15 protein-coding genes are annotated in these 20696 nt (G+C 47.1%); 5 read left to right on the forward strand and 10 right to left on the reverse strand.

Annotated elements, in window-relative coordinates:
• Positions 1 to 305 precede the first annotated feature (305 nt).
• From mutT to AC6I7V_RS02205, 5 genes are all read left to right on the forward strand, one after another.
• Positions 306 to 704, forward strand: a complete 399-nt coding sequence (gene mutT / locus AC6I7V_RS02185; RefSeq protein ID WP_498011249.1) for an 8-oxo-dGTP diphosphatase MutT — start codon at positions 306 to 308, stop codon at positions 702 to 704.
• 89 nt (positions 705 to 793) lie between these two features.
• Positions 794 to 1618: a 4-hydroxy-tetrahydrodipicolinate reductase gene (gene dapB / locus AC6I7V_RS02190; RefSeq protein WP_172974216.1), complete on the forward strand. Its 825-nt coding sequence runs from the start codon at positions 794 to 796 to the stop codon at positions 1616 to 1618.
• A 482-nt stretch (positions 1619 to 2100) separates the two neighbouring features.
• Positions 2101 to 3240, forward strand: coding sequence for a glutamine-hydrolyzing carbamoyl-phosphate synthase small subunit (gene carA, locus AC6I7V_RS02195; RefSeq protein ID WP_255231463.1), 1140 nt, complete (start codon positions 2101 to 2103; stop codon positions 3238 to 3240).
• Positions 3241 to 3256: 16 nt separating this feature from the next.
• Positions 3257 to 6487 (forward strand): carbamoyl-phosphate synthase large subunit, encoded by a 3231-nt coding sequence (carB, locus tag AC6I7V_RS02200; RefSeq protein WP_255231462.1) that lies wholly within the window; start codon positions 3257 to 3259, stop codon positions 6485 to 6487.
• Positions 6488 to 6667: 180 nt separating this feature from the next.
• Positions 6668 to 7447, forward strand: a complete 780-nt coding sequence (locus AC6I7V_RS02205; RefSeq protein ID WP_255231461.1) for a TSUP family transporter — start codon at positions 6668 to 6670, stop codon at positions 7445 to 7447.
• Here AC6I7V_RS02205 and AC6I7V_RS02210 read toward each other — a convergent pair.
• The 10 genes from AC6I7V_RS02210 to AC6I7V_RS02255 form a co-directional block, all read right to left on the reverse strand.
• Complete coding sequence (locus AC6I7V_RS02210; protein WP_498011631.1) at positions 7398 to 8243, reverse strand: LysR family transcriptional regulator; 846 nt, start codon at positions 8241 to 8243, stop codon at positions 7398 to 7400. The genes AC6I7V_RS02205 and AC6I7V_RS02210 overlap by 50 nt on opposite strands.
• A 60-nt stretch (positions 8244 to 8303) precedes the next feature.
• A complete protein-coding gene (locus AC6I7V_RS02215) occupies positions 8304 to 8876 on the reverse strand; it encodes a flavodoxin family protein (RefSeq protein ID WP_498011250.1) in 573 nt (190 codons plus the stop codon).
• Between the two features lie 3 nt (positions 8877 to 8879).
• A complete protein-coding gene (locus AC6I7V_RS02220; RefSeq protein WP_498011251.1) occupies positions 8880 to 9293 on the reverse strand; it encodes a VOC family protein in 414 nt (137 codons plus the stop codon).
• A gap of 217 nt (positions 9294 to 9510) precedes the next feature.
• Complete coding sequence (locus tag AC6I7V_RS02225) at positions 9511 to 10131, reverse strand: TRIC cation channel family protein (RefSeq protein ID WP_255231458.1); 621 nt, start codon at positions 10129 to 10131, stop codon at positions 9511 to 9513.
• Positions 10132 to 10202: 71 nt separating this feature from the next.
• On the reverse strand, positions 10203 to 11024 hold the full coding sequence (locus tag AC6I7V_RS02230; RefSeq protein ID WP_498011632.1) for a cobalamin-binding protein: 822 nt from the start codon (positions 11022 to 11024) through the stop codon (positions 10203 to 10205).
• A gap of 28 nt (positions 11025 to 11052) precedes the next feature.
• Entirely contained in the window at positions 11053 to 12006 is a 954-nt protein-coding gene (locus AC6I7V_RS02235; RefSeq protein ID WP_498011252.1) for a cobalamin biosynthesis family protein, read from the reverse strand.
• Positions 12007 to 12016: 10 nt separating this feature from the next.
• Positions 12017 to 12712, reverse strand: coding sequence for a 5'-methylthioadenosine/S-adenosylhomocysteine nucleosidase (gene mtnN, locus AC6I7V_RS02240; protein ID WP_032553134.1), 696 nt, complete (start codon positions 12710 to 12712; stop codon positions 12017 to 12019).
• 114 nt (positions 12713 to 12826) lie between these two features.
• Positions 12827 to 13255 carry a DUF1499 domain-containing protein gene (locus AC6I7V_RS02245; protein WP_498011253.1) on the reverse strand — a complete coding sequence of 143 codons (429 nt, stop codon included), beginning with the start codon at positions 13253 to 13255 and terminating at the stop codon, positions 12827 to 12829.
• Between the two features lie 146 nt (positions 13256 to 13401).
• On the reverse strand, positions 13402 to 15159 hold the full coding sequence (locus AC6I7V_RS02250; RefSeq protein WP_498011254.1) for a diflavin oxidoreductase: 1758 nt from the start codon (positions 15157 to 15159) through the stop codon (positions 13402 to 13404).
• Positions 15160 to 15189: 30 nt separating this feature from the next.
• The gene (locus tag AC6I7V_RS02255; RefSeq protein WP_498011255.1) at positions 15190 to 20631 is read right to left on the reverse strand and encodes a glutamate synthase-related protein; all 5442 of its coding nucleotides are present in this window, start codon (positions 20629 to 20631) and stop codon (positions 15190 to 15192) included.
• Positions 20632 to 20696 lie beyond the last annotated feature (65 nt).

A 20696-nucleotide genomic window follows, 5' to 3' on the forward strand; every position in this document is an offset into this window, starting at 1 on the left:
GTCGTAAGCTCCGTGCCACCGCCTTGCTCTCAGGCACTACAACTTAGCTTCATAAAACTGACAAATAGAATATAAAGAGTCGCTTAGGCGGCTCTTTTTGTATGTGAATTTAGTCGTTAAGTCATTTTGAATGATAACTGAACCGTTATTCCCTATAGCGAGGCACGAGCGTGATAGGGAATCTAGTTTGGTTGTTTGGCTTAATGTTTGCGTGTTAGATCCCCAACTCAGTCGTTCCTCCTTCTTAGGGATGACGTTTTTAATGGGTGAGTTGGCGATAACGGATATAGAAAGGAACACCATCAATGAAAAGAATCCATATTGTAGCGGGTATTATCTTCAATCAGGATAAATCGGAAATCTATATTACCAAGCGTCCGAGTGATAAACACAAAGGCGGCTTTTGGGAGTTTCCAGGCGGCAAGGTTGAAGAGGGCGAAACCATTGAACAAGCTATGGTTCGTGAGCTTGATGAAGAGATCGGCATTATGGTGACAGAGCAGAGCTTGTTTGAACACTTAGAGTTTGATTATCCAGACAAGTCTCTAAAGTTTGATTTCATCTGTGTCACTGCTTTCGAGCAGCAGCCTTATGGCAAAGAGGGACAACAGGGGCAGTGGGTTGCGATTGAAGCGTTGCCAAACTACGAATTCCCAGAAGCAAACGTGCCGATTTTACAGCGTGTAGTAAAAGAGTACTCGTAAGGGCTAGCCTGAGTCTGAGATTGTTGTTAGTTTAAAGAGATAGTGAACTTGAGTCGCTCTGCGAATGTACGCAGGGGACAAACCAAACAATGGAGATAAATGCAGTGGTAAGAATTGCAATTGCAGGAGCAGCAGGTCGCATGGGCCGTAACTTGGTGAAAGCTACTCATCAAAACAAAGATGCGACGGTTGGTGCTGGTTCAGAGCGCCCAGAGTCATCGCTGGTCGGTGTCGATATCGGTGAGCTGTGTGGTGAAGGTCGTTTTGAGGTTGCCTTGGTTGATGATCTAGCAAAAGTGGTAGAAGAGTTTGACGTCATCGTCGACTTTACTGCGCCTGTCAGCACTCTAGCGAACATTGAACTGTGCAAGAAGCATGGCAAAAAGCTCGTGATTGGTACAACCGGCTTCTCTGAAGAAGAGAAACAAGTGATTGCCGCTGCGTCTAAAGAGATGCCAATTGTTATGGCTCCTAACTACAGTGTTGGTGTTAACCTAGTATTCAAGCTGCTTGAGAAAGCGGCCAAGGTAATGGGGGATTACTGTGATGTTGAAATTGTTGAAGCGCACCACCGTCATAAAGTCGATGCGCCATCAGGCACTGCGATTGGTATGGGCGAAGCGATTGCCGGAGCTATGGGTAATGATCTGAATGACGTTGCGGTTTGGGCTCGTGAAGGCATTACCGGTGAGCGCACTAAAGATGAGATCGGTTTTGCAACCATTCGTGCCGGCGACATCATTGGTGAGCACACAGCAATGTTTGCAGATATTGGTGAGCGTGTCGAAATTACCCACAAAGCAACCGATCGTATGACTTTTGCGAACGGTGCGATCAAGGCGGCGGTTTGGTTAGATAGTAAACCTGCAGGCTTTTATACCATGACAGATGTGCTGGGTTTGAACGAACTGTAAATAGATAATTATGCGCTGGCAATTGCCGGCGCTTTGTTTATTTAGCTCATTCTAATGATAATTAAACTTCACTAAGGTCGTGGAAATACGCTTGGTTTGTTGTGTTTTTTGTCTTGTTTTGGTTGTTTTTTGTTTGAGTTTGTCTTTATTTATTGTTTTCTCTTCTTATTTAACGTTTGCGTTTTCTTATCAATATTTCTATCAGTGCAACTTAGAGTGAAATGACATCGAGAGTTGAAAAAATCTTAATTTCTCTGTGTTAGCCCTGTGAAACTAGTACTTTTGGAGCTTTAAAAGAGAAAGTTGGATAAGTGGCTACAAATGTTTAATTTCTTTTGCGTTAAATGTTGACACAAATCACGGGCATCACTAAAATACCGCCAATTTGTCTAATTTCCATAAACACGCACTTTTGGGTGTTGCAGGAAGGTAGATTTGCAAATTAAATCAATTTAAATGCATTTTTATTTCTGGAGGTTGTCTTGAAAAAGTCAGCATTGCTAGTCCTAGAAGATGGGACAGTATTCCACGGTGAATCCATTGGCGCAGACGGTTCTGCTGTTGGTGAAGTCGTTTTTAATACCTCGATGACGGGGTACCAAGAAATCCTCACTGATCCTTCCTATTCTCAACAAATTGTAACGCTTACTTACCCTCACATTGGCAATACCGGAACCAATTCCGAAGACGAAGAATCCTCTTCAATCCACGCTCAAGGCCTTGTGATTCGCGATCTCCCTCTTATCGCTTCTAACTTCCGTAATGAACAATCCCTTTCTGATTACCTTAAGTCGCAAAACGTTGTTGGTATTGCTGATATCGATACTCGTAAGCTGACGCGTATTCTTCGCGAGAAGGGTGCTCAAAACGGTTGTATCGTAGCGGGTAACAACATCGACGAGGCTCTAGCGCTAGCTAAAGCGAAAGAATTCCCAGGCCTAAAAGGTATGGACCTTGCGAAAGAAGTTACAACAAAAGAAGCGTATCAATGGAAACAAGGTTCGTGGACGCTTACGGGTGGACTTCCTGAAGCGAAAGCAGACTCAGAATTGCCATATCACGTTGTTGCCTACGACTTCGGTGCAAAACGCAACATCTTACGTATGCTTGTTGACCGCGGCTGCCGCCTAACAGTGGTTCCAGCTGAAACGTCAGCGGAAGAAGTTCTCGCACTAAACCCAGACGGTGTTTTCCTTTCAAATGGCCCTGGTGACCCAGAACCATGTACTTACGCAATTGAAGCGACAAAAGTATTCCTAGAGAAAGGTCTACCAATCTTCGGTATCTGTCTTGGTCACCAAATCCTAGCGTTAGCTTCTGGTGCGAAGACGGTGAAAATGAAGTTTGGTCACCACGGTGCAAACCACCCAGTTAAAGACTTAGATCGTAATGTTGTGATGATCACTTCACAAAACCACGGTTTTGCTGCAGATGAAGAGACGCTGCCTGAAAACCTACGTGCAACGCACAAGTCGCTATTTGATGGTTCTCTACAAGGTATCCACCGCACAGATAAGCCAGCATTCAGCTTCCAAGGTCACCCAGAAGCGAGCCCAGGTCCAGAAGACGCGGCGCCGTTATTCGACCACTTCATTGAACTAATTAAAAAGCACACAGCGTAATTCGGAGTAGTAGACAATGCCAAAACGTACTGACATTAAAAGTATTCTAATTCTAGGTGCTGGCCCGATCGTTATCGGCCAAGCATGTGAGTTCGATTACTCTGGTGCTCAAGCTTGTAAAGCGCTTCGCGAAGAAGGTTACCGAGTTATTCTTGTAAACTCGAACCCAGCGACCATCATGACTGACCCTGATATGGCTGATGCAACTTACATCGAGCCTATCCAATGGGAAGTTGTTCGCAACATCATTGCGAAAGAGAAGCCAGACGCAGTTCTACCTACAATGGGTGGTCAAACGGCTCTTAACTGTGCACTAGATCTTGAGAAGCACGGCGTTCTTGAAGAGTTCGGTGTAGAGATGATTGGTGCAACGGCTGACGCTATCGATAAAGCAGAAGACCGTTCTCGTTTCGATAAGGCGATGAAGTCTATCGGCCTTGAGTGTCCACGTGCTGACACTGCGAAAACCATGGAAGAAGCTTACGCTGTTCTAGATATGGTTGGCTTTCCTTGTATCATCCGTCCATCATTCACTATGGGTGGTACTGGCGGTGGTATCGCATACAACAAAGAAGAGTTCGAAGAGATCTGTCGTCGCGGTTTAGACCTTTCTCCAACAAACGAACTTCTAATCGATGAATCTCTAATCGGTTGGAAAGAGTACGAGATGGAAGTGGTTCGTGACAAAGCGGACAACTGTATCATCGTATGTGCGATTGAAAACTTCGACCCAATGGGCATCCACACGGGTGACTCAATCACAGTTGCACCAGCACAGACGCTAACAGACAAAGAATACCAACTAATGCGTAACGCATCTCTAGCGGTACTGCGTGAGATTGGTGTTGAAACAGGTGGTTCAAACGTACAGTTTGGTATCAACCCGAAAGATGGCCGTATGGTTATCATCGAGATGAACCCACGTGTATCTCGTTCTTCTGCTCTAGCTTCTAAAGCGACAGGTTTCCCAATCGCCAAGATTGCAGCGAAACTGGCTGTGGGTTACACATTAGATGAACTGCAAAATGACATCACGGGTGGCGCAACACCAGCATCATTCGAACCAACCATCGACTACGTAGTAACTAAGATTCCTCGTTTTAACTTCGAGAAATTTGCAGGTGCTAACGACCGTCTAACGACGCAAATGAAGTCTGTTGGTGAAGTTATGGCTATCGGCCGTAACCAACAAGAATCGCTACAAAAAGCACTTCGCGGCCTAGAAGTTGGCGCGACTGGCTTTGACGAAATGGTTGACCTAGATGCGCCAGACGCACTAACAACAATTCGTCACGAGCTAAAAGAAGCGGGCGCAGAGCGTATTTGGTACATCGCGGATGCATTCCGTGCGGGTATGTCAGTCGATGGTGTATTCAATCTAACGCAAATCGACCGTTGGTTCCTAGTTCAAATCGAAGACATCGTGAAGCTTGAGCAAGAGCTTAAAGCGAAAGGCTTTGCAGGTCTGAACAAAGAAGAGCTTAACAAACTGAAGCGTAAAGGTTTTGCTGATGCTCGCCTATCTAAGATTCTAGGTGTTGCGGAAAGCGAAATCCGTCGTCTACGTGACCAATACGACATCCACCCAGTGTACAAGCGCGTTGATACGTGTGCGGCTGAGTTCTCTTCTGATACGGCTTACATGTACTCATCTTACGATGACGAGTGTGAAGCTAACCCAACAGATAAAGACAAGATCATGATTCTTGGTGGCGGTCCAAACCGTATCGGCCAAGGTATCGAATTTGACTACTGTTGTGTACACGCATCACTAGCTCTACGTGAAGATGGTTACGAAACTATCATGGTTAACTGTAACCCTGAGACTGTTTCAACAGACTACGACACATCTGACCGTCTGTACTTCGAACCAGTAACACTGGAAGATGTACTAGCAATCGCTCGCGTTGAGAAACCAAAAGGCGTTATCGTTCAGTACGGTGGTCAAACACCTCTTAAACTGGCTCGTGCACTTGAAGCGGCTGGCGTGCCAATCATCGGTACTAGCCCTGACGCAATCGACCGTGCAGAAGACCGTGAGCGTTTCCAAGTTGCGGTTGACCGTCTAGGTCTTCTACAGCCAGAAAACGCGACAGTAACAACAATGGAGCAAGCGGTAGAGAAATCACGTGAAATCGGCTACCCACTGGTTGTACGTCCTTCTTACGTACTGGGTGGTCGCGCGATGGAAATCGTATACGACGAGCAAGACCTACGTCGCTACTTCAACGAAGCGGTTAGCGTATCAAACGAATCTCCAGTTCTACTAGATAGCTTCCTAGACGACGCAGTTGAAGTCGATATCGATGCTATCTGTGACGGTGAGCGCGTAGTGATCGGCGGTATCATGGAGCACATCGAACAAGCGGGCGTTCACTCAGGTGACTCAGCATGTTCTCTTCCTGCATACACGCTAAGCCAAGAAATCCAAGACGTAATGCGCGAGCAAGTTGAAAAGCTAGCATTCGAGCTAGGTGTTCGCGGTCTAATGAACACGCAGTTTGCGGTTAAAAACAACAAAGTATACCTAATCGAGGTGAACCCTCGTGCAGCGCGTACAGTACCGTTTGTATCGAAAGCAACTGGCGCACCAATCGCTAAAATTGCAGCACGTGTTATGGCGGGTCAATCTCTAGAAGCTCAAGGCTTCACCAAAGAAATCATCCCACCATACTACTCTGTTAAAGAAGTAGTACTGCCGTTCAACAAGTTCCCAGGTGTTGACCCACTGTTAGGCCCAGAAATGCGCTCTACCGGTGAGGTTATGGGTGTTGGTGCAACGTTTGCAGAAGCTTACGCGAAAGCAGAATTGGGTTGTGGCAATGTTTATCCTGAAGGCGGTCGTGCGCTACTTTCTGTTCGTGAAGGCGATAAAGAGCGTGTTGTTGACTTGGCATCTAAGCTGTCTAAGCTTGGTTACCAACTAGATGCAACCCACGGCACTGCGGTTATCCTTGGTGAAGCGGGCATCAACCCACGTCTAGTGAACAAGGTACACGAAGGTCGTCCTCATATTCTTGACCGCATCAAGAACAACGAGTACACCTACATCGTGAACACGGCTGCTGGTCGTCAAGCGATTGAAGACTCTAAAGTACTTCGTCGTGGTGCTCTAGCTGAGAAAGTGAACTATACCACAACGCTAAACGCAGCGTTCGCAACGTGTATGGCTCACACAGCTGACGCAAAAACAAGCGTCACTTCAGTACAAGAGCTACACGCTCAAGTGAAAGCTTCTGAAGCGTAATCTCTGTTAAACGGATATAAATGCCGCAAAGGTCGCTCAATTGAGCGACCTTTTTTATGCCTGCTAGTTTGGCGAGATATGAAATGATGAAAATATGGAATAGATTACTGTCTCGTGTTTCGTTGTTTTCATTTTTGTAACGGTGGTAATTTGTGCTCTCAACGTTAAGGAGTGAGACACATGGACATTACCATTGAGATTCTAGCGATACTGTTTTTTGTCGCGACAGCGGCAGGCTTTATTGATGCGATGGCTGGTGGTGGTGGACTGTTAACACTCCCGGCGCTTTTGGCCGCAGGCGTTCCGCCGACTCAAGCGTTGGCGACTAATAAACTGCAGAGCTCTTTCGGTAGTTTTTCTGCAAGCTGGTACTTTGTCCGAAATGGCATCGTCAGTATCAAAGAGATGCGTTTTGCAATCTTATGTACCTTTATTGGTTCTGCTATTGGTGCTGAATTAGTCCAGTATATCGACGCGAGTTTACTCACTAGCTTGATCCCACTACTACTGATCGCTATCTCACTCTACTTTCTGTTAGCCCCACAAACTAAGACCAGCGAAGGGAAGCAACGTGTATCGGAGGCGATGTTTGCGCTGTGTGTTGGTGGTGGTGTGGGTTTTTATGATGGCTTCTTTGGACCGGGCACCGGTTCTATCTTCACAGTCTGCTTTGTCGCAATTGGTCACTTTTCTTTAGTGGATGCGACTGCGCGTACCAAAGTGCTGAACTTTACATCGAATATTGCCGCACTGATCTTCTTCATTATTGCTGGCCTACCAATTTGGGAACTCGGTTTAGTGATGGCTGTTGGCGGCTTTATTGGCGCACAATTAGGTGCCAAGGTTGTGGTTACCAAAGGACAAAAGTGGATCCGCCCTTTGGTGATCGTGATGTCAATGTTGATGGCTTCTAAACTCCTTTGGGAACAGCATCAACAATGGATTCTATCAGTGCTTTAACTCGCGGTGATTGATAGCTATTTGGTCGCACGCAGATGTGAATCGGGCGAATCAAATTTTTGAGCTCCTTAAAACTGAACAGATACTGAGGAGCAATGTTGAGCGTTTTGACGATTGATAGCGGAATCAGTGCTGGACCGATTCCACCTAATGCTAGCTGCGCGGCTGCGGTATAGGCATCCATCTCCATTAGTGGCTTAACACCAAACTTCTCAATCACTGACAGTTGATAGCTATTGGCTGGGTTGGTCATATCATTGGTGATGACACGCTCTGGTAGACGCTCTAAATGCGTTGAACTTACAATGTAGAATGGTTCGTCAAAAAGATGAAAGGTCATCAGTCCGTGGTGAGGGGGAAGTACCCCAGCACACAATCCTAGCGTCGCTTTCCCTGATTGCACTCGCTCGATGATCCGAGGTGTGTGGTTGGTGGTGATAGTGATGTATTTATCGTGCTGGATAAAGTCGCCCATCATCTTACCGAGGTAGCCGGCAATCAGTGATTTAGAGCTATCTAAGGTGATTAGCGTAGTATCTTCTAGCTCTTGTTGTTCGTAGATAAGTCCACGTAGTTCATTGAATGCGGGACCGATACTCTCGATAAGAGCAACGCCGTCCGGAGAGAGCTTAATCTGTCGCCCGTTGGGTTCGATCAGCTTTTTACCTAACTTCTTTTCTAAGTTGGCAATCCGTTTACTGACCGCTGACTGACTGATGTACAACAGGCTACCAGTACGGCTCATGGTTTTTGCTTTACTGAGTACTAATAGTGTTTCAATACCTTCAAGTAGCATAGGATTATTGATGAAAGTTGGGAATAATACTCCCAACTTATCTCAATCAGACCTTCGGCTCTACTGTTTACTTGTCAGTTCTTGAACCAGAGTTGCGATCCTAGTTCCGTAGTAGCGAGCAGTGAGTAGGTCATTGGCATTTACGCTACCTTCACCATCATCGATACTTGACACTAAGCCGATGTTAGAGCCCGTGCGATTGAGGCCTAAATTATCGGTATGCTTAGAGGCATCGAGCCCAACCCATAACATTCCATGCTGACACGCCAGTGTGAAGAAACTCAATAGTGTTTGTTGTTGCTCTCCATTGAGACTGCCGCCCGTGGTAAAGCCTGCGGCGAATTTATTGCGCCAAGCTTTAGCACAGTAAGGATCACTGCTGGCGTCCATAAATGCCTTGAATTGTGCGGCTGGGCTTCCCATGTAAGTCGGTGATCCAAATACGATCGCCTCGCACTCGCCAAGCTGCTTGATTTTTTGCTCGTTGATGTAGCGACCTTCTACAATTTCACTGGGTAAAACCTCAATCATGGTGACGGATTGAGATTGAGCCTCGACACCTTCTGCGAGGGCATGGGCGACAGCTTTTGTTGCACCACACTTAGAGAAGAAAACAATACCGATCTGACTCATTGGTTAATCCCCGTAGCGATTTTTGTTTTCAGCATCTTGAGTAAGGTACTCAATGAACTCCCACTCAACACCGCTTGCATCATAAAAATAGACGCGCTTGCGAAATGGGTTGTCCTCTCCGATATCGTTCTGTTCATAGCCAGCAGCTAATAAGCGTTTCTCAACACGATCAACGTCATCAACAACGATACCAATGTGATTAATACCCACATCTAGATAAGGGGAGCGATCGGTTTGCTCTCTCTCAACCACCTCTTGAAGGGCGATATAACTGTTGTCAGTACCAATATGGCACCAGCGATAATTCGTTTTTCCACGATGGCGCTCTTTAAATTCAGGTATCGCGGTTTGGATAAATTGGACGGCGTCATCAATATTACTGACGGTGATATTTGCGTGTTCAACATAAGCCTGCATGGGAACCTCCAGTGTTCTCTAATTAGTAAATAAATAACTTTATAAAGATATTTGTTTACTAATATAGTTCAAAAAATGACTAAGTAAATAAAAAACTTTATTTAATCTGTTTTGTTTTACGTAGAGCAAGCTTGAATGCAACCACCAGAACGACAGGTATAAAAAAAGGCTCTGGAGAGCCTTTGATTTTTGGTTTGAAGTTCAATTGCTTAGAGCACTATTTATTGAGGGCAAATGTTGGCAGAGATAGATGCCAGCGAATGGCTCCCAAGCGAATCAATAGAGTAGAGAAGACACCGGCTAGGAAAGCTGTCTCGGAGTCTTGTCCCATGCTAAGAGCCGTTGTGTGGAATACGCCACCGATGATGCATGCTGTGGCATAGACTTCACTTCGTAGGATCATTGGTACTTCTCGCGCCAATACATCGCGGATAATACCGCCGCCGCAGCCAGTAATCACACCCATGATGATCGCGACCAGTGCAGAGTCTTGATAGCTCAGCGACTTCTCTACACCAATACCAACAAACACAGCCAAACCGACCGCATCACACACTGGTAGAATCCACCAAGGGAGACGCTTGGGACGCCTTACGATGATCATTGTCAGCAGACAGGTAATAAGGATAACCCACAAATAAGTGGTATCGGTGATCCAGAATACAGGAGTGGCACCCAACGCCATATCGCGAATCGTACCACCACCAATAGCAGTCACACTGCCTAGAACTGCGACACCAAATGGGTCCATTTTCAAGCGGCCAGCGACAAATACGCCAGAGATGGCAAAAATAGCCGTACCGAATAAGTCGATAAAGTAAAGCAGCATGGAGTCCATGATACTGATGCTCTTATTTAAATTGTAGGGACAGGTATACGGCGAATTGTACGAAAAATCGCATCAAATAGTTAGCGATTTTGACGTGCTTTATCAAAGTAATCACACACCTGTTGGATAGCGTGTAGTGTTCGTGTCGTAGGGCGATTTATCCAGTCAGAATTGAGTGACCAAATTTGCTCTTTTTCAACCGCAGGGATCTCATCGCCCCAATCGCTCCACATGGTGCCGTTCTCAATGGCATGGCGAGAGGTGAAGATAACTTCCGGCTTTTTAAGCACCACTTGTTCAATGCTCACTTGTGGGTAAGAGGTCGCAGCGTCTTCGAAAATGTTTTGGCCACCACAGAACTCAAAGACTTCACTTGGCCAGTGACCTTGTGCAACTGTGATGATAGGTTTTTCACTCAGTTGGTAGAAGTATTGAACAGGTTCGGCGTCTTGATACTTAGACTTGAGTTGTTCAAGCTGGTTTCGATAAGCTTTGGCATTACTGAGTCCAACGCTAGGATCGCTAGAGTATTGACTGAGATGCTCAATATTACTGGCGATGCTACCTAGGCTCTTGGTTTGTGAGTAGTAGATCTCAAAGCCAAATTGTTTGAGTTTCGCAAGCTCTCTCGGTGGATTGCCTGCGGGCCAAGCCAGAATCAGATCGGGTTGAAGCGCGATGATCTTTTCGACCTTTATCCCTTGATAGTTGGCGACCTTAGGCAGCTTATCCGCTTCGGGTGGATAGTCGCTTCTTTCGCTCACTGCAATCAAGTTGTCACCAAGTCCTGCACTGTAAGCCAGCTCTGTAGCGTGCGGGGCAAGGCTGATGACACGCTTTGCCTCGCTATGAGTTTCTGCCTGTGCATTGGATTGCCATAAACAGAGTGAAAGTACAGAGATAGCTGTACAAGAGAAAGAAAACTTCACATTAAATCCCTTGGTGAATAATCAGTAATAGAGCGCTTTGAATCAGTAGCCACGCCAGTATTCGCCAAGCGAGCATTTTTTGCAATTGGGCTAGATGCAGCGCTGATGGTGCAATTCGACCACCCAATTTGGCTCTTACCGCTTTAACATCGTCATAGATTGCTGGACCGCCTAGGGAAAGTTTGAGTTTATTACCCGCTGAAGTGATGAGCCAAGCAGGGCCTGGCAGTGGCCAAGAACGGCTCTGAGTCAGCATCATCGAGAAGGTATTACTTGCGTTGTGACCTACCACAATCATCAAGGCAAACAGTCGCAGCGGAATAAACTCTAGAACCGCGACCACTTTCACTACGCTGGAACCAAATGGAGCAAAGCGTTGTCGGCTTGGTGACCAAGCGCGCGCTAACTCTGCGGTCAAACGGTACATGAGTGCCGCAATGCCTCCACCAATGGCGTACCAAAAGAGCACGCAGATGACGTTGCGACCGTAACCCATAATCAGAGTTTCGGCAGAGGCTTTTCCAAGTCCCAATGTAGACAGCGTATCGGTTTGTCGATTAACCACAGGCGCGAGCAGTTTACGTGCTTGCGGCTTATTATCCTGACTGAGTGCGCGAATCAGTTGGCTTGCAAGCTTCTCGTTGTTGCGCCAATCGATGGCAAGCAACAGAAGGGCAAGTTCAAATAGTTGTGGCTGCCACATCAGAGGCTTGAGGGCGATAAGCAGAATGAGCGCAGGAAAACACATCAACAACCAAGCTAAGGTTCCAGAGATTAAGCTCTGTGAGTAGTTGCGATGATTGTTGACCTTGTTGGCGAGCAGTTCAGCGAACTTGTGCCAGAGGGTAACTGGGTGAGCAGAGTGAGGAATCGGTAAGATTAAATGAAAGAGCAGTGCTCCCCACATAACGAGGAGCACGCCATTTGCAAATACCTGATCAAACAGTGTTTGCATCTTGAGTGACTTATTTAAGTAGGTCTACCATTTTAATCACCATCTCAGAAGAGCTCTTCGCTGCTAGCGGTAGGAACTCTTCAAAGCTCATTGGTGACTCTTTGTCTGCTACGTCAGAGATTGCGCGTACCACAACAAACGGTACTTCGAATTGGTGACAAGCTTGTGCGATTGCAGATGCTTCCATCTCAACTGCTACTACAGATGGGAAGTGCTTGCGGATGAACTCTTGGCGCTCAGCCGTGCACACGAAGGCATCACCAGTACAGATTAGGCCGCGCACTGCGTGTGTGTCTTCCATTTGTGCTAGTGCTTTCTCAGCAACATCCATTAGCTTCGCATCTGCTTGGAATGCCGCTGGTTGACCTGCCATTTGGCCGATCTCGTAACCAAATGCAGTCACGTCTGCATCGTGGTGACGAACTTCAGTAGAGATAACCACATCGCCTAGGTTAAGTGTTGAATCAAAACCGCCTGCAGAGCCAGTGTTTAAAACCACGTCTGGTTGATATTCGCTTAGTAGGATAGAAGTACCTACCGCCGCCGCTACCTTACCAATGCCAGATTGCAGTAACACAACATCAACACCATTTAACTGACCTGAGAAAAAGGTACAGCCGCCTTTTTTCACTTCTGTCATCTCTGTGATTGCTGATTTTAGGATCGCAACTTCTTGCTCCATTGCGCCAATGATGCCGATTTTCATGTGTAGTCTCTTAATAAGGTTGTTTTTACAATAGGGTGAAATTGTAGCATGGAAGAGAAGCATCAAGCGACAGCACTTGTGCACTTCTCTTCGGTATCACAACTGCGGGTATGATTACTCAATAAGCCCAGCTTTTGTCAGCTCTGCTCTTATGGTATCCACGCGTTTGCGGTTCACGCCAAAGTCCGAATGACCGGTACGAGACTCTGAACGAACCAAAAGATTATTGCCTTCAATTTTGAGTTCTAAGTCATCGACAAAACGCATGATCTTGCTGGTAAATTCGACACGTAAGTAATCGTCATTCTTTACGGCTGTTTTGGTTCTAGGCTGCTGCAAGATGACCGCTTCAATCTGAGACAGGCTGACGCCATCTGCGAGAGTAAATGGAGCAATGCTGTGTTGCTCACGAGAATCTTGAGTTGAGACACAGTTAGGCTTGTCGCCACATGGGTTTTTAGTTCTGTCTTCCATTGTTTGATTTCCTTGGCTACAGCCTGAGAGTCCGATAAGAAGGGCGGAGAGCAAGACGACTTTTTTCATTATTTTCCCCTTTGTCTTTAATGGGAGTATACGGCTTACCCATTGATGATCGTCATAATACTAAGGGTTAATTATATGACTTAAAAAGGAAAAAGGATCCCTAATGAGATCCTTTTATTTTTTTGTGTTACCTCGGACTAAAAGACCTAGTAAACATCACGCACGTAGCGTTTCTGCTTTTTGAGCTGATTGACGTACGCTTTAGCGCCATCGTCATCGAGACCGCCATGCTCGGCAATAATCTCATGCAGCGCTTTATCGACGTCTTTCGCCATGTAGTAGGCATCACCACAGACAAAGAAGTACCCGCCACGTTCTAGCCAAGCAAATAGTTCAGCGCCGCTGTCGCGCATCTTATCTTGTACATACACCTTCTGTTCTTGGTCACGTGAGAACGCGAGATCAAGTCGAGTCAGTACCTCTTTTTGCTGTAAAGCTTCGATCTCTTCTTGGTAGATATAATCGGTAGCGCTATTGCGGTCACCAAAGATCAACCAGTTGTCACCAGGGGACGCTTGTACTTCACGCTCCTCAAGGAAGGCGCGGAATGGCGCGATACCTGTTCCTGGGCCGACCATGATCATTGGCGCTTTATCATCCTCAGGAACCGCAAAGTTTTTGTTTGGAGCAAAGTAGCAAGGGACTTTCTTACCCTCTTCAACAAGATCTGCAAGCCATGTCGAACAAGTACCGTTGTAGTCTCTTTCACCATTGTTGTAACGCACGCTGCCAATGGTGAGGTGAACTTCATCATTATGTTTGTTTAAGCTGGATGAGATCGAGTAAGCGCGTGGTGCAATTGGTCTTAGTAAAGATAAAATCTCAGCCAGTGACAACGACACGGTTGGGTAAGCTTTCACAAGATCGAGGATATCTTTACCCCAAAGGAAGTCATTGAGTGCACTGGTATCGTCACTACCTAGCATCTGGATCACTCGGTGATCGCTGGCTGCTTCTGCGAGAGCTTTGACTAGCTCTTTTGATGGCGTTCGGATATCTAGGTTACGGGTGAACAGCTCACGCAAGCTGTGGTTTTCGCCATTCCATGATGGCTTCTCATCACCACTGAACTGGAAGTGATCGAGTAGCGCGCTCACTAGCTCAGGTTGGTTTTCTGGGATCACATTAAGAGCATCACCTGGTTTGTAGAACTCGCCCGAGCCTTCTAGTGAAAGCTCATAGTGTACGATCTCTTTACTTGAGCCTTGCTTGGTCAGCACCCGCTTATGTTTCAGTGTTGCTTGCAGAGGGTTCTTACGACCGTACTTGGATTTTTGCTTCGCAGCTGGTGATGAGCCAGATACCGCTTCGCTATCTTCGCCTTGTGCCGCGATAGCCGGTAGGGTAGCGATCATCCACTCTTCTGCAGGTTGTTCAAAGTCGATGTCACAGTCGACACGGTCAGTCACGCGAGTTGCCCCAAGCTCAACCAATCGCTCATCCCACTCTTTACCAGCCAGACAGAAATCATCATAGCTGGTGTCACCCAGAGCCAGAACTGAGAAGTAGGTATTACTAAGTTGAGGTGCATTGTCACTGCTCATGGTTTCCCACAGTGTCTCTGCGTTATCTGGGTGTTCACCCTCACCATAGGTACTGGTGACAATCAGAATACGCGATGACTTAACAAAGACTTGCGCGTCAACGTCATCCATATCTTGAACAGTTGCAGTTAAGCCGTACTCTTTGGCTTTCTCTGCCGTGTCATAGGCAACGCTCTCTGCGTTACCTGTTTGTGAACCATAGAGGATGGTTAGCCCTTTTACTTGAGGCTTAGACTCCGCATGTACAACGGACTCTTCCTTAACCAAAAGGCGTGAATGAAGGCCTGAAAAGAAGCCCGCCAACCAAGTCTTTTGGTCTTCATTAAATGGTATATCTTGTGGCAAATGAGGTACTTTCATTTTTCTTCCTACTGATTTATCTGCCTGTCCTTAGGCTATATGGGCTTCTTGTTCTGTTTGTTTTGCTTGTTCGATCTGCTCACGGATCACATCGGCAAAGGTGTAGCAGTAAAGTGTTGCTAAGCGCTGATTGATTGGTTCAATCGCTTTCATTTCTTTGCTGATATCTTGTTCTCTTGCCATGATCCACACAGTTGTGCCGCGGCTGTGGGTATCCCACACATCGCGTCTCTCGAGTGAAGCCTTGTAATCTTGAATACGCTTGTTAGCGAGTAGCACTGAAAGCTCGTCATCACTGTAGTTCGAAACCGCTTCTTTAACGTCTTTAAGCAGTTGGTCGTAGAGCTTTTTATCTTTCAGCTCAAACATACGTTGAATCACCTGAGCATCACTGGTGCTGTTTTTAGCCAGTTGGTGAGCTCGATGCAACACACCACTGTGGGTTAATAGATCGCAGATGAGTGGAGTATCCATGTCGCCATATTGTGGGCTCAATCCATTTGCCAGAGCTTTTTGATCACGGTAGGCAAAGTGCACCGCTTCGATTAGGTTATTCGCTTGGCCTTGGATAAGCTCTTCCAGCATCTGCTTACGCGTGTGAGAACTCAGAATCGTTTCAGGATGTTGGCTATGTAGCAGAGCAAATGGAACCACAAGCGTGAACAAGGTGCGGCTGGTCGGCCAATCTTTGAGGATACGCTGCGCCTTATGTGAACCCGTAAAGCGAACATGCTGTTCTAAATGCCACTTAAGCGCTTCTTCGTACCCTGGGTTTTGTTCAATCAAAGGCACGGTGAGTACCGAGTCGGCGCTGCAGCTATTTACGAACTGACCATCGATGTCATACTGGTAAGCAATACCACCAGACATACCGTTGCCGAAGCCCTTACCAAAGCCTCCAAGGTTGATTACGGAACCGTTAGTCATGTATTCACAACAGAAGTCACCAACCCCTTCAACAACAGCAACCGCACCAGAGTTACGCACTGCAAAACGGTCGCCCGCTTCACCCTGGACAAAGGCTTGACCGCCAGTTGCGCCAAACAGAGCAAAGTTGCCGATCAGGACGTTGTTACCTGCTTTCAATTTACGTTGGCTTGGTGAACGCACCACAATATGACCGCCGCTTGAGCCTTTACCGACACCGTCGTTACAGGTACCCGTGTGCTCCATGACCAGACCGCTGTTGTTAAATGCAGCGTAACTTTGACCTGCGCTGCCATGGCTTTTTACCACGATAGACTCGGCATCAAAGAAGCGACGACCATTCGCCGCTGTGAGTGTAGCAGGGTGTTGCTGCGCCTTGCTTTGGTAGTTTAGTGCACGTTCGATATCGATGGAGAGTTGACCACCTGTTGATTTGTTGCGGTTATTGAGCTTACCCGCATCCAGAACAATGTGGCGTTCTTCTTGTTCAAAGTAGTCAGCGAGTAACTGTTCAATAAGGTTGTCATCTGGCGTGAAGTCAGCTTCTAGATAAACGGGTTTCGCAACCTTAACAAGGTCGACTTCACGCAGTAAACCGGTCACATTGAGCTTACCAACAATGCTGTGGTGGTTAGCAAGGTGAAGCAGTTCACTCTTACCTCGGATCTCTTGCAAGCTGCTGTAGCCGAGGCGAGCCAAGATCTCACGAACCTCATGGGCAACGTTAAGGAAGTATTGAGCAAGGGCTCGTGGATCGCCTTGGTACAACTCTGGGTTAGTCGTCAGGCCGGCTGGACATTTCACATTACAGTTCTTAGCCATGACGCACTTGAGCATCATCAGTGCTGTGGTACCGAACTCGAACGAATCGCCCCCCATGATGGCAGACTTAATTACGTCGATACCGGTTTGGTGTGCGTTTGAACAACGCAGTGTGACCTTATCGCGCAGGCCATTTTCACTTAGAGCCTGATGCACCTCGGCGATACCGATTTCTGCTGCACGGCCAGTATTCTTCAAACTGGTTACGGCTGCAGCACCAGTACCACCGGTGTTGCCTGCCACGTTGATGATGTCTGCGCCCGCTTTGGCGACACCAACGGCGATGGTACCAATACCTTCAGACGATACGAGCTTAACGATCACGCGTACACGTGCGGCTTTCGCGTCATGGATTAGCTGGCCCAAGTCCTCTATCGAGTAGGTATCGTGGTGGGGTGGTGGGCTGACAAGTTCCACGCCCGGAGTACCACCACGCGCAGCGGCAATTTCTACCGTTACTTTTGGTGATGGCAGCTGACCACCTTCACCTGGTTTTGCCCCTTGTGCAATTTTGATCTCGATCTCTTCAAGCTGCGGATCTGCAAGGTAGCCGACCCAAACACCAAAACGGCCTGAAGCAAACTGCTTAATCTTGCTCGATTTGATGGAGTTGAAGCGAGAAGAGTGTTCCCCCCCTTCGCCCGAGTTACTCATCGCGCCAGCGATGTTAGTACCTTGCGCTACGGCTTGGTGAGCATTGGCATTCAGGGCGCCGTGACTCATTGCGCCAGAAGCAAAGGCTGGTGTAATAAGGTGAGCGGGTTCGACTTGCTCAAGCGCGATCGGTTGTCTTGTCGTTTTGACGCGAGATAAGAAAGCTTCAAGAGAAGGCTTGGCAGTGAGTTCAATGGTTTCACCGACGACTGCGACATGTTCCACTTTTTCTGACCAAGTGGTCTCAATCGCAATTCGCAGTGAGTTAACTCGTTCGCGGTTATTGAGCGTCAGAATGAAGTGATTCGCGATGTCTGAAGAAGCTTGCACCTCTAATCCCGACCAAAGGTAATTCACATTACCTTCGAAATGGAAACGGTCGAGCAGGTGAGAGAACTCATCGGCACTTTGCGCTTGATTGAAGTTCAGAGGCAGCAGCAAGATGTCACGCAGTGTTGCAGGGCGAGTTTCACGTTCACGATACAAATTATCAGCAAAGGCACGATAAGCCGGCGTTATTTGGAACTTATCGATCTCTTCAGGACTGAGCTTCTCATAGCCAGTCTTCTTATACGCAACGTCTTCACTGGTGGCGACAGTCGATTCAAGCGCTTGTTCAGCAACTGGATCAACGTAGCGCACCTCTTCTTGTGTCATGTTGATGTATTCACGAACCGCGGTATTACCGAAGCTGTGGCCCGCACCATCTTGACGTTCTTTAAACAGACCCAGTAATGGGATCTGATTTTCTTCGTTGATCGCTAGGGCTTTAAAGTGCCACTTTGCTGAGCTCCACGCGAGATCATCAAATTGAGCCCCGCCAACTGGTGAACTGATATTCGGGAAGAACCTGTTGAGCTGTTCTGAGTCGGTATCAAGGAAGTTAGACTCGAAGAACTCACCACCGATATAACTCTCTACTGTACAAAGACCAAATTTACCCATGGTTTTCATTAGCGACTTTTCGCAGGCTTTTTGGAAGTTCTTTAAGCCTTGCTCTATCGATTGGTTATTACACAGTGTTTTGGCGCGGTGGTAGACAGAGATAGGGCAGACGGCTGAGATACCAAAACCTAATAGGCAGGCGATATCGTGACTACTTGCTGCCTGACCTGTTTGGTAAATCACGCTAGCATCGAAACGCAGGCCGCGTTTAATCAGTCTCTGGTTGACGGCAGTGGCAGTAAGAATCGCTGGCAGTGCAGCCTTGCCATTGCCAATCTGTTTATCGCTGAGTACCACGATGTTGGTGCCGTTCTCAACCGAAGCCTGAATCTGGTCACAGAGTTCGGTGAGGGCTTCAGAAACGCGCTTTGCGTTATCTTCTCTGCTATTTAATGTTGGATTGAAAAGGGCATCAAATGTTTCAACTTTGATTCGATCTTGCGAGAAAATCTGTTCAAGTTGTTGAGGTTGTAGAATTGGTGATTTGAGCACCAGTTGTACGGTTTCACTTGGGCTGAAATTAGGCTTTGCACCAAGAGCGACACGTAGCGTCATACCATCCGATTCACGTAAAGAGTCGAGAGGCGGATTGGTTACCTGTGCAAAACGTTGGCTAAAGTACTTGGACATGCCGCCTTCTTCATCGGTGAGCACGTTTGGCGCAAGGCCAAAGCCCATAGCAGTGATCTTCTCAGCACCATGCTCAATCATAGGATCGAGGAAGAATTTAAAGCTCTCTTGGTTCAGAGAGTAGGCCACATGACGACTGTAGGCGCTGAAGTTTTCATTTTCGGTCACCTTATCTAAAGAGGCTGTCTCAAGATCACTAAGGGTAATACGAGCTGATTCAAGTAGAGCACCATAGTTACGCTCTTTAGCCAAGGTTTCTAGGATCTCCTTGGTCTCGTAGCTTCGACCTGTCGCGTGATCGAAGTAGATCATGCCACCGGCTTGAATTCGTCCAAAGCGCACAATCTCTTCGGCAGGAAAGTCGATCTGACCTGCTTCACTCATCACAGCAAGGTAGCGGTCTGTTTCAACACTACGCAATGGACGCAGGCCAAGTCGGTCTAATCGAGCTCCGACTTTTTGACCATCGGAGAAAATAAGAGCTGCTGGACCATCGTTTTTCTCTTCAGAAAGACTGAAGTACTCAAGCATCGCTTTCACTTCAGGAGAAAGTCGCTCATCGTTTTCCCACGCTGGTGGCATCATCGCCAATACAGCGGTCACTATGTCTAGCTCATCTTCAACGACGCGGCGCGCCAGTGTCTGGTCGAGTCGAGCCGAGTCCGACTGACCTTTTGGAAAGATCACTCGCTTCTGTTGCTGACGTGCGATGGCATCTTCACTGAGTCGGTTTTTCTTGTCCGTGTTCAATTCACCGTTGTGGGCCATTCGGCGGAAAGGCTGAGCCATCATGGTAGCTGGCGCAGTGTTGGTTGAAAAACGTGTGTGGAAGAATAGAGTCGTGATGTGGTGCTCAGGGTGGCTAAGATCACTAAAATAGGGTACGACTTCCCAAGAGTTTAAACGTCCTTTGTAAACTTGAGTTTTCGAACTCATCGACAGAGGATAAAAACCAGACAGAGCATCATCGGTGAAGCCTACAGATTCAATTTCAGCCAAAGCAAGATTGATTTGATGTTCGAAAAGATCTGCGCTGCGAGACAAGTCACCATTTAAAAACACCACTTGCTGGATTGATTGCTGCACTTGACGTGACGCGTCGTTGACGGCTGATGGGTCAACAGGGACCTCACGCCATAGCGCGATATCTAGTTGATATTTAGTCAGGTTTTCTTCTATGAGTTGTTTTGCTTGAGCATGGTGTTCACGATTGAAAGGAAAGAAGAAGTTCGCAACACCAAAGTTGCCAGACTCAAGATTTGAGCTCTTAAGCAGATGACGGTAAAAGTTAATCGACAGGTCAATGTTGACCCCAGCACCATCACCAATACCTTCCGCGTTCATACCTCCACGATGTGGGATAGTACACAGAGCTTGGTGGGCAAGAGACAGCAATTGATGGGTCTGTTCACCAGTTTTATCGGTGATGAAGCCCACCCCACAGCTGGAGTGTTCATGCTCGCGGTCATAAAGCGAGCGAGATTCCTGATTCATTCGATCATTTCCTTGATTGCTTGCAGTTGAGACTGCGGGTTCCTTTGGCATGTATCACTACAGTG

This window comes from Vibrio sp. KUL70, from assembly GCF_059725515.1.

Coding starts and splice junctions, on each gene's coding strand:
- AC6I7V_RS02210 (WP_498011631.1), bottom strand. CDS start 8,243: ATGCTACTTGAAGGTATTGAAACACTATTAGTACTCAGTAAAGCAAAA.
- AC6I7V_RS02245 (WP_498011253.1), bottom strand. CDS start 13,255: ATGAAAAAAGTCGTCTTGCTCTCCGCCCTTCTTATCGGACTCTCAGGC.
- mutT (WP_498011249.1), top strand. CDS start 306: ATGAAAAGAATCCATATTGTAGCGGGTATTATCTTCAATCAGGATAAA.
- AC6I7V_RS02250 (WP_498011254.1), bottom strand. CDS start 15,159: ATGAAAGTACCTCATTTGCCACAAGATATACCATTTAATGAAGACCAA.
- AC6I7V_RS02225 (WP_255231458.1), bottom strand. CDS start 10,131: ATGGACTCCATGCTGCTTTACTTTATCGACTTATTCGGTACGGCTATT.
- AC6I7V_RS02205 (WP_255231461.1), top strand. CDS start 6,668: ATGGACATTACCATTGAGATTCTAGCGATACTGTTTTTTGTCGCGACA.
- AC6I7V_RS02220 (WP_498011251.1), bottom strand. CDS start 9,293: ATGCAGGCTTATGTTGAACACGCAAATATCACCGTCAGTAATATTGAT.
- AC6I7V_RS02235 (WP_498011252.1), bottom strand. CDS start 12,006: ATGCAAACACTGTTTGATCAGGTATTTGCAAATGGCGTGCTCCTCGTT.
- AC6I7V_RS02255 (WP_498011255.1), bottom strand. CDS start 20,631: ATGAATCAGGAATCTCGCTCGCTTTATGACCGCGAGCATGAACACTCC.
- dapB (WP_172974216.1), top strand. CDS start 794: ATGGAGATAAATGCAGTGGTAAGAATTGCAATTGCAGGAGCAGCAGGT.
- carB (WP_255231462.1), top strand. CDS start 3,257: ATGCCAAAACGTACTGACATTAAAAGTATTCTAATTCTAGGTGCTGGC.
- AC6I7V_RS02215 (WP_498011250.1), bottom strand. CDS start 8,876: ATGAGTCAGATCGGTATTGTTTTCTTCTCTAAGTGTGGTGCAACAAAA.
- mtnN (WP_032553134.1), bottom strand. CDS start 12,712: ATGAAAATCGGCATCATTGGCGCAATGGAGCAAGAAGTTGCGATCCTA.